The following is a 13,702-nucleotide window of genomic DNA, read 5'->3' as shown; positions in this document are numbered from 1 at the left end:
CATGTCTGCTATTCACGACCCTCGGCGCGACGACAACAGCGTCTTTCCCGACCCCGTCTACAAGGAAACGGTCCTGCGTCCTCTCTTCGATGGCGCCAAGTCGCATCATGTGGACGGCTTTCGATGCATCGACCGGGCGCATCTGGTCATGCTCACCGAGACCGGCATTCTCGACCGCAAGCAGGCCGGCGCCATCGCCCGCGCCCTTGAGGCCATCGATGCGGAGGTCGATGTGCCTTCGCTCACCTATACCGGCGAAGTGGAGGACTTCTTCTTTCTCATTGAGAAGGAGTTAAAGCGCAGGCTCGGGCCCGATCTCGCCGGCCGGCTTCATACCGCGCGGTCGCGCAACGATATCGACCACACGCTGTTCAAGCTGGGGCTGAAGGGGCGGATTGACGCGCTTCTTGCAAAGGCCCGTCATTTGGCCGACGTGCTCATCAAGGTGGCGATGCGCGAGGAAGCGACCCTGATCGTTGCCTACACCCATGGGCAGCCTGCCCAGCCCACGACCTTCGGCCACTATCTCGGCGCGATGATCGAAGTGCTCTTGCGCGACATCGGAAGACTCGCAGAAGCACGCGAGATCGTGGACCGTTCACCGATGGGGGCAGCGGCGATTACGACCTCAGGCTTCCCGATCGATCGGGCGCGCATGGCCGCGCTCCTCGGCTTTGCGCTGCCGCTGCAGAATTCCTATAGCTGTATTGCTGCGGTGGACTACGTGACCTCGACCTACGGGGCCATCGAATTGATGTTCCTCCATCTCGGTCGCCCGATCCAGGATCTGCAGTTCTGGACAAGCTTCGAGGTTGGTCAGGTCTATGTACCGAACGCGTTCGTGCAGATCTCGTCGATCATGCCGCAGAAGCGCAACCCGGTACCAATCGAGCATTTGCGTCACTTGTCGTCGCAGACCTTCGGCCGCGCCCGCGCCATGCTCGACGTGATGCACAACACACCGTTCACGGACATGAACGACAGCGAAGGCGAGACTCAGGCCATGGGCTATGAGGCCTTCGCCTCGGCGGCCCGTGTCCTCGACCTGCTGGCGGCGTTGATGGCGGAAATCCGTATCGACGGTGCGCGTGTACGCGACAATATCCGTCGCAGCTGCATCACCGTGACAGAGCTTGCTGACAGTCTCGTGCGGCGAGAAGGGCTGTCCTTCCGCGAAGCGCATGAGATCGCAGCGGCAGTCGCGAAAGCTGTCGTGGCCGTGCAAGGTGATCTCGCGAAGGATGGTTATGCTGCGTTCCTGAAGGCGTTTTCCGAGGCCACAAAGCGCGAGACTGCAATCGACGCAGCTGCCTTCGCAGAAATGGTTTCGCCCGAGCATTTCGTCGCGGTCCGCGACCGCTTCGGCGGGCCGGCTCCAAAAGCCTTGCAGGCCGCTCTCCAACACTATCGCACGCAGCTCGACGCGCTGACGGCGCAGGCGACGGCTATCGCAGCCCGTGAAGCCGTCGCAGCGGCCGAACTGATCAACAAATTTCAAGCGCTTCTGGGAGAAGCCTGATGGCCAATATTGTCCTCAACAATCTCGTAAAGAAGTACGGGAACACAACCGCCGTCCATGGGATCGACCTCCAGGTCAAGGATGGTGAGTTCGTCGTGCTCGTCGGCCCCTCGGGCTGCGGAAAGTCCACGACGCTGCGCATGATCGCCGGGCTCGAAGACATCTCCGGCGGCACGATTTCCATCGACGGCCGTGTGGTCAATGAGGCCGAGCCGAAGGACCGCAACATCGCTATGGTGTTTCAGAACTACGCCATCTACCCGCACATGACGGTGGCGCAGAACATCGGTTTTGGGCTCTACACCTCGAAGCTGCAGGAATCCGAGAGGAAGAAGCGCATCGAAGAGACTGCGCAGATTCTTGGTCTCGAGAAGCTGCTCGAGCGGCGGCCCTCGCAACTCTCTGGCGGACAGCGCCAGCGTGTCGCCATCGGTCGAGCCATGGTGCGCAATCCCGCCGCGTTCCTCTTTGACGAGCCGCTCTCCAACCTCGATGCGCAATTGCGTACGCAGATGCGACTCGAAATCAAGAAGCTCCATCAACGACTGGGCACCACCATTGTCTTCGTGACCCACGATCAGGTGGAAGCCATGACCATGGCCGATCGCATCGTGGTGATGCGGGACGGGCACATTCTTCAGGTCGGGACGCCGATGGATCTCTACGAGAGACCGGCGGACATCTTTACCGCGCGGTTCATCGGCAGCCCGACCATGAACCTTCTGCCGGCGCGTCTTATCGAGAGGGCGGGGCATCACGTCGCGGAACTCGATAGGCTCGGCGCATCCGTGGCGCTGTCGTCTGCTGGCATTTCGGATGCCAAGGGGCCAGAGGTTCTCGTCGGCGTGCGTCCGCACGACCTTGTTGTCGGTGCGCAAGCCGGAGAAGGCGGTCTTTGCCTCTCCGGAACGGTCTCCGTCGTCGAACCGCTCGGTCCGGAGACGCTCGTGCACCTCGATCTCGGTGGCACATCGATCATTGCCAGCGCTCCCGGCAAGATCATCCCGAAAGCGGGTGATCATGTGACGGTCGGCGCTCAAGCAGGCAGCCTCTATCTGTTCGACAGCAAGACTGAACGCGCCCTATGCCGGATGTGACTCGCTTAAGCGAGGCGCGGCATCGTGTGCTGTGTCTTGGAAGAACCTATTGCGACTTGGTTTTCACGGGGTTGAATGGACTCCCGGTCCTCGGGCGTGAGCTTTTCGCTGACGATGTTGCGGTGGTGCCGGGCGGCGGCGCCTTCATCACCGCCGCACATCTCGTAGGCCTGGGACGCGATGCGACCCTTGTGACGCGTCTTGGGACCGATCCGCTGTCGGCAGGCCTCGAAACGGCGCTTGCGGAGAGCGGCGTGGATCTCGGCTTTATCGAGCGTGCAGCCGATGCAGGACCGCAATTGACCGTCGCCATCGTGCAGCCGCAGGATCGCGCTTTCTTGTCGCGCAGAGCCGGGCATGGGCGTCCCGCGACCTTGCAGACCGCGCTTATGTCCCCTGGGGCACGACATCTGCACATTGCCGAGTACGCCACTTTGGTGGAGTTGCCAGGGATTGTCGCGCAGGCCAAGGCTAAGGGGCTGACGGTCTCCCTCGATCCGAGTTGGGATGAAACGCTCATCCATGATCCCGGTTTCCTTGAAAATACCCGTGGCGTCGATCTCTTCCTTCCCAATGTGGAAGAAGCCTCCGCCATCGCCCGCACGGCCGATCAGGAGCATGCTCTCGATCTGTTCACCCGCCACTTCCCAGTCGTGGTGTTGAAGAAGGGGGCAGACGGTGCAACGCTTGCGACGGCTGATGAGCGGCTTTCCCTTACGGCTCCTTGTGTGACTGTGGTCGATACGACCGGCGCGGGTGATGCCTTCAATGCAGGCTTCATACACGGCTGGCTCGGAGGGCAGGATTTATCCGGCTGCCTTGACGCGGCGATCAGGGCCGGGAGCCTTTCGGTTCAAGCCGCTGGTGGCGCGACCGCGTTGAAGAAAGTTGCCGCCGAATAGAATCTGCGACACCGCCAGCGCTCTAAACGGGCCTGCACGCTCTCTGTTGTATTTTTTGATTGGTCGTCCTTTGCGGCCGGCCCTATCAATAGAGCAACGATATAGAGGACGTGTGGGCGGGCTGCCGCCCGGATCGGGAGCCGAGGCGCTATGAATGATCTCTCCCTAGAAGCCCGCATGGCGGCGATTCTGCCGACGGATGGATTCCAAGGCGTGCTTGCCGGGCGCATTTGGCGCCCTGGTATCGGACCTTCCATCGTGGCGATCCGCGAGGAAGGCGTCGTCGATATCACCGCCTCGTACGCGACGATGAGTGCCCTTGCCGAGGCACCCGATCCAGCCCATGCGGTGAGAGTCGCGAAAGGTGAGAGAGTCGGCACGGTTGCGGAGATCCTGGCGAATACCCCATCCGACCGCCGGGACGCGGCAAAGCCGTGGTTTTTGGCTCCCATTGACCTCCAGGTGATCAAGGCCGCAGGCGTCACGTTCGCGGTGTCCATGCTGGAGCGCGTCATCGAGGAGCGCGCGCGGGGAGATGCCAGCGCGGCGGTGGCTATCCGGGCCGAGGTCAATCGCCTTGTCGGGGATGATTTGAGCAGGCTCAAGCCCGGGTCGAACGAGGCGATGGAGCTGAAGGCGGTGCTGGTCGCTCAAGGAGCGTGGAGCCAGTATCTCGAGGTGGGCATCGGCCCCGATGCCGAAGTCTTCACCAAGGCCCCGACCTTGTCCGCCGTCGGGCCATTCATGGACGCGGGCTTCCATCCAGAATCTACCTGGAACAATCCAGAGCCCGAAGTGGTCGTCGTTGTGACGCCGAAGGGCAAAATCGTCGGTGCGACTCTGGGCAACGATGTGAACCTTCGCGACTTCGAAGGTCGTTCGGCGCTTCTGTTGTCCAAAGCGAAGGACAACAATGCCTCCTGCGCTGTCGGGCCTTTCATCCGGTTTTTCGATGAGACCTTCTCGCTCGATGACGTGCGCCAGACCACTGTGACCTTGACTGTCGAAGGCAAGGATGGCTTCAGGCTCGAAGGCTCGTCGTCCATCACTCAGATCAGCCGCGATCCGCAGGATCTGGTCAGCCAGACGATCGGCGCAAACCATCAATATCCCGATGGTTTCGTTCTCTTCCTCGGCACGATGTTCGCGCCGACGCAGGATCGCGATGAGGTGGGCATGGGCTTCACCCATAAGACCGGCGATATCGTCACGATCGCTGCGCCGAAGCTAGGTGGCTTGGTAAACCGCATACGGACGAGCGCGGATTGCGAGCCGTGGACGTTCGGCCTGCGGGCCTTGATGACAAACCTCGCGCAACGCGGACTGATCAAAGGCGAGTCTGTCGGTTGATGCGAGGCGGCCGGACTTTACTCGGCCACCTCGGTCAAGACCTCTTAAGGGGAGACAGGTCTCAGCGACTGTGTGCGAACATGACGTGACGCACTTGCGTGTACTCGGTGAGCCCTGTCATCGAAAGATCGCTGCCATAGCCCGAGTTGCGCATGCCGCCGTGGGGCATTTCGGTGGCGAAGACGCCGTGCGTATTGACCCAGGTCACGCCGTAACGCAAAGCGGCGGCGAGTTCGGCGGCGCGGCCCTGATTGCGGGTCCAGATCGATGATGCAAGCCCATAGCTCGATGCGTTGGCCCAGCCGATGACCTGCTCTTCATCCTTGAACGGGGTGATTGAGACGACAGGGCCGAAGACCTCCTTCTGAACGATCTCCGAGTTCTGGGATGCCGCGATCAGCGTTGGTTCATAGAAGAACCCGCGTCGGTCCGGAGCACGCCCACCCGTGATGACGGCGGCTCCACCGTCGCGAGCGCGGTCGATGAACCCGGCGACACGGTCGCGCTGCCGAGCAGTGATCAACGGACCGAGTTCGGCCTTTGCGTCATCCGGCTCGCCATAGGGCAACGCGGCGATGGCCTGTCCCAGATCGCTGACCAGCTTCTCGTAAATCGGCGCCGAGGCGTAGATGTGGCACGCAGCGGTGCAATCCTGCCCCGCATTGTAGAAGCTTGCCTCCTTGAGCGTTTCAATCAGGCTGGGAAGATCGGCATCATCGAAGACGATGACCGGTGCCTTGCCGCCGAGTTCGAGGTGCGTCCGCTTCATGGTTTCCGCGGCTGTCGCGAGAATCTTGCGTCCCGTGCCGACATCGCCTGTAAGCGAGATCATGCGCACGGCCGGGTGGGAGACGAGTCGGTGGCCAACAGACGCGCCCGTGCCTGTGACGACATTGACGACGCCGGGCGGTAGCACTTCCGCGAAAATCTCCGCGAGCTTCAACAGCGTGAGAGGTGTGTGCTCGGAAGGCTTGATAACGACCGTGTTGCCTGCCGCAATCGCCGGCGCAATCTTCCAACTTGCCATGAGAAGCGGGTAGTTCCACGGAGCAATGGAAGCGACGACGCCGACGGGGTCGCGACGCAGCATGCTGGTGTGCCGGCCATTGCGATATTCTCCAGCGGGCACGCCCGGCATGGTGCGCGCCGCGCCCGCGAAGAAACGAAATACGTCAACCACGTTCGGAACTTCGCCGCCGAGCACATAGCGATGCGGCTTGCCGCAATTCATCGCTTCGAGCTTCGCAAATGTCGCGGCCTCGGCCTCGATGCGATCCGCGATGCGTAGCAGCGCCAAGGAGCGCTCGCGAGGCGAGAGGCCCGCCCAGGACGGAAACGCGGCGTCAGCCGCAGCGACCGCACGGTCGACCTGCGCCTCGCTGGCGCTGGAGAGGGACACAATCAGTTCGCCAGTCGCTGGATTGACGACCGGCTCGGCCGTGCCCTCGCCAGCTTCGAATCGAGCGTTCACGAAAACCTGTGCGTTGTCGAACATCGTTGAAATCCTAGGAGAATGAACAGTCAGGAGTGAGCGGAAAGGGATTTGTCCCGCAAAAGCTCACCGAAGAGGTGAAAGAGCGCTTGGGATTGTCTGTTGCCATCCGCTCGCCATTCCGGATGCCACTGTACGGCGAGAATGGACGATGCTCCCATGCGGGCCGAGACGGCTTCGATGAGGCCATCGGGAGCCGTGGCCTCGACATTCAGACCTGGCGCAAGGCGGTTGATGCCCTGATAGTGAACGGAGTTCACGACGATACTCGGCTCAGAATACACCCGTGAGAGAATGCCACCATTTTTGATACGGACGTCGTGCCTGCAGTCGAACATCGCATCGAGATCTGCCTCAGGCGGTGCGTGATGCGGGATGAAGGTAGCGTTGGTCGCAAGATCGCGTCTCAATGTGCCCCCCAGCGCGACATTGATTTCCTGCAAACCTCGGCAAATTCCGAAGACCGGCTTGCCGACCTGAACCATTTCTCCAAGAAGCCTTTTGACGACCTCGTCGCGGTCTTCGTCGAAAGGCCCCTCCGCGTCGGCGCCTGCGTCGTCGTAGTGCCGCGCCGCGATATTCGATGGGCTCCCGGTGAGCAGAAGCCCGTCCAACATCCCTGCAAGACGCGGCGCGTCAATGAAATCTGGCAGGCTTGGGATAATGATAAGGGAGACATCCATGTGCCTGGCCGCAGCCTGAAGATAGCGCCGCATGACACTGGCAGCGACTTCCTCGCCCAGGGTGCGGTTGCAGGCGATCACACCAAGGAGCGGCCTTTGACGCTCGGCGCTCCCGCATTCGGGTTCGTGGCCGGGGATTGTCATCACGGATGATCCAAGAAAACGGCGTCCTACGCCTCGATGATTTGCGCGCGACTTTCAGGTACGCTGACTGCGACCGGGTCACCCGGAGAAAAGATGTCCGTTCCAGGGGCCAGACATTTGATGCGCAAGTCGCCCAGGCGGAGCACATAACGAATGCGCGCTCCGAGGAAGACACGGGTCTCGACTGTGGCGCGAAAGCCGTTCTGAACAGCCGTCTGTACAGGCTGGAGCTTTATGTCTTCCTGACGCAAAATCAGATGCGCTTTCTGACATGGCTCGGATCCTGGCGCGACCGAGATGATTTCGCCACTCGGCAGGATCGCCTGCGCTCCCGTAGCCGTTTCGCCAACTTTCACAGGAATCAAATTGGCGGAGCCAATGAATTCAGAGGCGAAGCTGGTGCGAGGAGCGGCATAAATCTCCTGCGGGGCGCCGACCTGTTCGATTCTTCCGGCATTCATCAGCACGACCGTATCGGACAGACTCAGCGCCTCTTCCTGATCGTGCGTCACGAAGACCGTGGTGAGCCCTAGCCTGCGGTGAAGTTCGATCAGCTCGACCTGCATGTCCTCGCGCAGCCGCGCATCGAGATTGGACAGAGGCTCGTCGAGGAGCAAGATCTTCGGGTCCGAGACGATCGCTCGCGCCAACGCCACGCGTTGTTGTTGGCCGCCCGAGAGCTGGCGCGGCATGCGATCTGCGAGATGGCCTAGCTGAACCGTTTCGAGGGCTGCCTGGACGCGTTGGTCTTGTTCGCTCCGCGTGCCGCGTTTGCGCATCCGCAGCGGGAACCGCACATTTTCGCGCACGCTCATATGCGGCAGCAAAGCGTAGGACTGAAACATCATGGCGATGTCCCGGTCTTCCGGCGGAACATTCGTCACGTCACGCCCCGCGATGCGCAGGCCGCCACGGGTCACGTTCTCAAGTCCTGCAATGATCCGCAGAAGTGTGGTCTTGCCGCAGCCGCTCGGACCGAGAAGACTGACGAATTGACCGCTTTCGATCGTAAGGGAAATCCCATGCAGCACGTCGACGGAGCCGAAGGATTTGACGATCTGGTTGAGTTCAAGGGTTGCCATGTCAGGTGCCGACGAAGCGTTGGATGCCGAGGAGGCGATCGATGATTGCGATCAGGAAGACAGTCAGACCCATCATCAACGTCGATACCGCTGCAACGGTCGGATCCGGGCTGAACTCCAATTGGTTGTAAATCTGGATCGGGAGGGTCACGAGATCGGGTGTCCGAAGGAACAACGCGACGACGGCCTCGTCGAAGGAAATGTTGAAGGCAAAGAAGGCCCCGGCGGCGAGTCCCGGCACGCATTGGGGCAGAACGACATAGAGAATGCGTTGCCAGCGGCTGGCGCCCATAGTGCGGGCGGCTTCCTCAAGGAACGGGTCGGAGTCGGCGAGGACCGCGAGCGTTGTGCGGATCACATAGGGAAGCGCGATGACCATGTGGCCGATCCAGAGGGCCCAGAAAGAGACTGGTCCGACAGTCGCGCTCCAAAGCATCAGCAGGCCGATGGCGAAGATGATCGAAGGCAGGATTAGCGGTGACAAAAACAGGCCTGCAAGAAGGCCGGTACCGGGCAAACGGCGGCGATGAAGGGCGATGGCAGCGCCGGCTCCGATGATCGTCGCGGTAACCGTGACGAGAACCGCGAGTTTCAAGCTCGTCGTGAGGGCATGAACATAGGCATTCGATTCGAAGATCGCCGCGAACCAGCGCAAGCTGAAGCCGGTCGGTGGAAAGGCGATGAACTGGCTCTCGGACACCGACACGCCCGCGACCACGATGAGCGGTGCCAGGACGAAGATAAGCGTTAGCGTCACGAGGAGCCAAGTGAGCAGGCGTAGTGCGTTGGGAACACCCTTAACCATGACGCCGCCCAGACAGCTTGATGTAAGGGGTCAGAGCGAGGAGAACGCCGACGAGAAGGATCACGGATTGGGCCGCAGCGAAGTTCCATTCGAGCGTCTTCGTCGCCGCGTCGTAAATGGAGGCAGCCACGACCGGTAGTCGGACGCCGCCGAGAAGGGAAGGGGTTACAAAGGAGCTGACAGACAGAGTGAAGGCAAGGAGCGATCCGGCGAGAATGCCAGGCATTGCCAGCGGCAGAATAACGGTTCGCAACGTCGCGAAGAAGCTGGCGCCCATGGTGCGCGAGGCTTCCTCCAAACGCCGGTCGATCTTCATAACAACTCCGAGAATGGAGAGGGTCGTGAAGGGAAGTAGAACCTGCACCATACCAATGACGATGGCCGCTTCCGTGTGCATCAAAGTGAAGTTACGCCCCACGAATCCAAGCTTCCAGAAGGTGAACGGAACCAACCCGCCGCGCCCGAGCAAAACCATCCAGCCAAAGGTGCGCACGACGACGCTCGTCATGAGCGGCAGGATGATGAGGACGATGAGCCAAAGCCGGAGGCCGGGCCGGACGCGTGCCATCACATAAGCGAGGGGAAAGCCGATCACCGCGCAGATCATTGTGATCAGAACGGAGAGATAAATCGTGCGCCAGACGATTCCAAGATAATACGAATCCGTCAAAAAACGCGCGAAGTGTTCAACCGTCAGTCCCCCATCCGCACCGACGATGCTCAAGCGAAGCATCTCGGTGATGGGTAGGACGAATGCGAGCGCGAGCAGGAGAATGCCGGGGCCCGCAAGAGCAAGATCTTCGATGCGATCACGCATGGTGAGCCCCGGCTTTCGGATTAGCGAGCGATCAGTTTCTTCCAGCGCTCGACAAGCGACGCGCGGGCTGCATCGACGGCAACAGGATCGAACCGCATCAGGCCGGAAACGGCTTGCTCGCCATAAACGACTTCCTTCGCGACGGTGTCGTCGAGTTTCGTCGCCTTGTTTGTCGGCGAGTAGCGCAGCTCAGTGGCCCAGCCGGCCTGAACCTCAGGAGACAGGGAGAAGTCGATGAACTTCTTCGCCAGATCCTGGTTCGGACGGTTCGCGACGAGGTTGGCGGTCAGGTACACGGCAGGGGTGCCTTCGGCGCCTTGAACGAACTCGATTGGCAGGCCGGCCTTGCGGAGGGTGTAAGCGTAGTCCTGCGCATAAGGAGCAATCCACGCGTCGTTCTGCGCGAAGTTTTGTTGCATTTCGGGCGATGTCGAGACGACAACGGAGCTACCGAGGAGGCCCTTCACCGCGTCGAAGCCCGGGTCTGGGTTCTTGATGTCGCCACCCTTGACCTTGTTCAGCATGAGGAAGCCGAGAAGGCCGTAGCTGTTGGAAAGGTCGGTGAGGACGATGTGATCCTTGTACGCCGGATCCCACAGATCAGCCCAACGGGCTGGCTTCTTCGGGGCTTTGTCCTTGTTGTAGAGGAGACCGATGGCGGCCACCGCATGGACGGGACCTTCTCCGCGCGACAATCCTTCCGTCGCGAAGGGATAAAGGTCCTTCCCGTTCGACAGTTCCTCAGCCTTGATCGCGCTGATCAGCCCTTCGCGCGCAGCCACGACTTCCTGGCCGCCCGAGAAGTGGATTACGTCGAATTGCGGTGCGGCCTTCTGTGCGCGCAGCTGCGCCAGCGCGTCCGCCGAATAGGCCGTAATGACCTGCACATCCACGTCGTACTTCTTCATGAACGGCTCGATCACGAGCTTACGGTGGATCTGCTCGTAGGCTCCGCCATAAGAATTGATGACGAGCTTATCCTTGGCGGCTACGGGAGTTGCGAGAGCGCCTGCGACGGCAAGCACTCCAGCGATCTGTGACACTCTGGCAAACATTGTTTTCACCCTCTGGTTCGTTGCTCAGGATCAGGAGTTGGGGTCAGCCGAGCCGGCCGATCTCAACCGTTTGCATACCTTCGATGCGGATGCTGCGGCAGGCCGCGGCGATGGCTTCAAGGCCTTCGGTCATGCGGCCGAAGATGTTGCAGGGCGTCCAGCCGATAGGCCCGAAGATACGCCCGCCGTTGTCGTAGAACATACCGATTTCCCAGAATTCGTCGGTCATGCCCTTCATCAGGTTCTTGGCCTGGTAGAACCACAGCAGCTCGCCGGCGATGGGGAAGCAGGTCTGGTTCTCGGCCGGAATGGACAAGGGATCGAAGGTCTGGGCTTCAGGGGGGAGGCCGGTCATGATCTCAGGGCCGGCGAACATCGCGTGGGTGGCCGGAACCTGGATCGGCTTGGCAAGGGCGTTCCAGATGGTGTCGCAGGTCACGGGAGCGTTCTCCCAGTAGAGCTCGATGGTGCCCTGCACATTCTTCTCGACAAACTTCAGGTAAAGGCGACGCGTCGTCATGGATATTTTCCCCAAGGGCCGGGCGTTTCCGCCCAGGCGAGTATTTGCGGGGTTAGCGTCGCAGTCAAAAGTTTATTTGTCCAATTATCGTTCTCTATTGAAACGATAGAAATTTTTTATCGAGAACCGTGCTCGACCCAGGCGAGGCCCGGGGCGGTATCGGCACAAAACTCGGCAGCCGTGCGCCGGGCAAGTTCAGCGACCCTCTCCGTGAGAAGAGAGCCAGGAACGGGGTGATAGCTGGCGATAAAAGCCAGAGGTGGGAAGGGTTTGTTGACCTGTGCCGAGACCAGATCGCCCGTGGCGAGCTCCTTCTGCACGATGATTGTCGGCACGGCGGCAACGCCGAAGCCATCCATGGCGAGGCGGATCATGGTGGGCAGAGAATTGGAATTCGAAAGCTGGGAGGCCAGGACGCTTTCGTCCTGAAAGTAGGGCGCGATCATCCGGTAGGGCGGCGATCCCCGTTGGAAGGTGATGAGTGGCATCGCCCCCAGTTCGGCGACTGTATAGATATGATCCCCATCGACCAGTTTCGGACTTCCGACCCAGGACATGGCATAGGAACAGACGACGAAGCTGCGATAGCCTTCTTCCAGAATGGGGTCGAGGCAGAAGGTGATGTCGAGTTCGCCGCTCTTCATGTGGTGCAGCAGATTGAGCGTTGAATCGGTGACGATCTCGATCTGCGCGCCGGGATAGGTTTGGCGCAGCCGGTCATAGAGACGTGGCAACCAAGTTTGAACGATGGCATCGATGGCCCCGATTCGAAGGGTCACCGCAATGTTTTCCGGATCCGTGAAGCCGAGCTTGAGATCATCGAAATCGCCCAGCATTTTCTCGATAACGCGTAGAGCCTCATGACCTGCGGGTGTGAGGTGAAACTCACGGCCTTCGCGGGCAATCAACTGCACGCCAAGCGTCCGCTCAAGAGCCGCAAGCCGCGAGGAAATCGCCGGTTGCGTGGTGTTGAGATGTTTGGCCGTGCGGCCGAAATGGCGTAACCGCGCCAGATGAACGAACGTTTCGAGGTTGGCGAGCTTCATAACGAGACCCGGTTCACAGGCCGACGGGCGACAAGAGGGATTTATTGGCCTTATGAGACGCCTGTCGCCTCAGCTTCTCAACAGGAAACATTTCAGAGCCGAACTTGTAATAGAGCTGCGCTGAAAGGCATCGAGTATTGCCCTTGAAGTGCCATGATGTCTGGCCATAGCTCAATTCTAACGCACTTCAACTATTCGACTCCAGAATGGAATATTATCGCATAATCTACGAGTGGCATTAAGACCCTCGATATTTTGCAATAATGTTATATTTGATGAACGTCATGTGGGGTTCTAGTTAAAGCCGAGCGTTTGTTCCGGTCTACTAGAAGAGAGTCCGACATGAGTACTTCCCGGCGTTATCTTATTGCCTCCTCCTTGGCTCGTCTCATTCGCAAGGAGCGAGGGGGCAACCGCGTCACGGAAGGCCACTTTCCCAATCAGGCCGACCGCAGCTCTTATGTGATCATCGAAGGCGATATCGGCAACCTCGTGCTCATTACGACCGGGGCGGATGCTCCCGTAGAAGAGCGCACCGAGGTGCCCCGCGCCCACGCTGAGGCGCTTCTCGACGTGACGCCGGGCAAGGTCGACTATGTCCGGTCGCACCTGACAGTCGGGACCCGTGACATCCATATCAATCGCTTCGTGACGCCGGGACCGCTTGACTTGATTTCGGTGGAGTTCGAAACCGAGGAAGAGGCAAGAGATTTTCGTCCTCTGTCGTGGTTCGGCCCGGATGTGACGACGGAGATCGCCTACCAGAACCGCGCGATCGCGTTGGAAGGTTTGCCGGCTGCGCCTGATGTTCCGATCTCCAATGCTGCTCTCAACAGCCTCCTTGATGCACTGGAAAACAGGTTCGGCTCGTCTCGCTCCTATGCCGCTCCACAATCGGCACGCAATCCCGCCGACACAGGCGAAGCACGGCGCAATCCGGGGCCAAATAATGAGAAGGCGGCTCGAAAGCCTGCTGCAACCTCGCAGAAAACCGAAATGCCGCCTTTGGTGGCCGCAGAGCCTGCCGAAGATGATAATGGCGGACTGAACCTCAATATCGAGGATAATGTCATCCGTGAACTGGCTCGGTCACTACGCCCGCAGCGGCGCTAGACGGACTTATCTGCGCCGCTTCCGTTCCGGGGCCGAGGGTAGCGCCCTTCGGCACTAGCGAGTTGCGGCGGTCGCCA

General features: G+C 60.3%; 13 protein-coding genes. 5 read left to right on the top strand and 8 right to left on the bottom strand.

The genetic code is table 11. The annotated features are described in order from the left end of the window. The first annotated feature begins 1 nt into the window (after nt 1). From argH to I2H38_RS04515, 4 genes are all read left to right on the top strand, one after another. Entirely contained in the window at nt 2-1,519 is a 1,518-nt protein-coding gene (gene argH, locus I2H38_RS04530; RefSeq protein ID WP_196270647.1) for an argininosuccinate lyase, read from the top strand. Continuing rightward, nucleotides 1,519-2,616: an ABC transporter ATP-binding protein gene (locus I2H38_RS04525; RefSeq protein ID WP_196270646.1), complete on the top strand. Its 1,098-nt coding sequence runs from the start codon at nt 1,519-1,521 to the stop codon at nt 2,614-2,616. Before argH ends, I2H38_RS04525 begins: the two co-directional genes overlap by 1 nt. Then, nucleotides 2,604-3,518 (top strand): carbohydrate kinase family protein, encoded by a 915-nt coding sequence (locus I2H38_RS04520; RefSeq protein ID WP_196270645.1) that lies wholly within the window; start codon nt 2,604-2,606, stop codon nt 3,516-3,518. The genes I2H38_RS04525 and I2H38_RS04520 overlap by 13 nt, the downstream gene beginning before the upstream one ends. 150 nt (nt 3,519-3,668) lie before the next feature. Further along, nucleotides 3,669-4,868 (top strand): fumarylacetoacetate hydrolase family protein, encoded by a 1,200-nt coding sequence (locus tag I2H38_RS04515; RefSeq protein ID WP_196270644.1) that lies wholly within the window; start codon nt 3,669-3,671, stop codon nt 4,866-4,868. A gap of 61 nt (nt 4,869-4,929) precedes the next feature. On the opposite strand, the gene I2H38_RS04510 is transcribed toward I2H38_RS04515, so the two are convergent. The 8 genes from I2H38_RS04510 to I2H38_RS04475 form a co-directional block, all read right to left on the bottom strand. Further along, nucleotides 4,930-6,363 (bottom strand): gamma-aminobutyraldehyde dehydrogenase, encoded by a 1,434-nt coding sequence (locus I2H38_RS04510; RefSeq protein ID WP_196270643.1) that lies wholly within the window; start codon nt 6,361-6,363, stop codon nt 4,930-4,932. A 26-nt stretch (nt 6,364-6,389) separates the two neighbouring features. Next, nucleotides 6,390-7,187, bottom strand: a complete 798-nt coding sequence (locus I2H38_RS04505; protein ID WP_196270642.1) for a gamma-glutamyl-gamma-aminobutyrate hydrolase family protein — start codon at nt 7,185-7,187, stop codon at nt 6,390-6,392. Nucleotides 7,188-7,213: 26 nt separating this feature from the next. Beyond that, nucleotides 7,214-8,269, bottom strand: a complete 1,056-nt coding sequence (locus I2H38_RS04500; protein WP_196270641.1) for an ABC transporter ATP-binding protein — start codon at nt 8,267-8,269, stop codon at nt 7,214-7,216. Between the two features lies 1 nt (nt 8,270). Beyond that, on the bottom strand, nt 8,271-9,074 hold the full coding sequence (locus I2H38_RS04495; protein ID WP_196270640.1) for an ABC transporter permease: 804 nt from the start codon (nt 9,072-9,074) through the stop codon (nt 8,271-8,273). Further along, on the bottom strand, nt 9,067-9,891 hold the full coding sequence (locus I2H38_RS04490; protein WP_196270639.1) for an ABC transporter permease: 825 nt from the start codon (nt 9,889-9,891) through the stop codon (nt 9,067-9,069). Before I2H38_RS04490 ends, I2H38_RS04495 begins: the two co-directional genes overlap by 8 nt. 20 nt (nt 9,892-9,911) lie before the next feature. Beyond that, on the bottom strand, nt 9,912-10,934 hold the full coding sequence (locus I2H38_RS04485) for an ABC transporter substrate-binding protein (protein ID WP_324617345.1): 1,023 nt from the start codon (nt 10,932-10,934) through the stop codon (nt 9,912-9,914). 55 nt (nt 10,935-10,989) lie between these two features. Continuing rightward, nucleotides 10,990-11,466 (bottom strand): DUF3830 family protein, encoded by a 477-nt coding sequence (locus tag I2H38_RS04480; RefSeq protein WP_196270638.1) that lies wholly within the window; start codon nt 11,464-11,466, stop codon nt 10,990-10,992. Nucleotides 11,467-11,582: 116 nt separating this feature from the next. After that, nucleotides 11,583-12,512, bottom strand: coding sequence for a LysR family transcriptional regulator (locus tag I2H38_RS04475; RefSeq protein ID WP_196270637.1), 930 nt, complete (start codon nt 12,510-12,512; stop codon nt 11,583-11,585). Nucleotides 12,513-12,854: 342 nt separating this feature from the next. Between I2H38_RS04475 and I2H38_RS04470 the strand changes: the two genes are divergently transcribed. Next, a complete protein-coding gene (locus tag I2H38_RS04470; RefSeq protein ID WP_196270636.1) occupies nt 12,855-13,625 on the top strand; it encodes a CYTH domain-containing protein in 771 nt (256 codons plus the stop codon). Nucleotides 13,626-13,702 lie beyond the last annotated feature (77 nt).

Source organism: Microvirga alba (assembly GCF_015694465.1).
In the GTDB taxonomy this organism is placed as follows: Bacteria; Pseudomonadota; Alphaproteobacteria; order Rhizobiales; family Beijerinckiaceae; genus Microvirga; species Microvirga alba.
The sequence above is the reverse complement of the archived record's forward strand: the minus strand, read 5'-3'. Positions and strand labels throughout refer to the sequence as shown.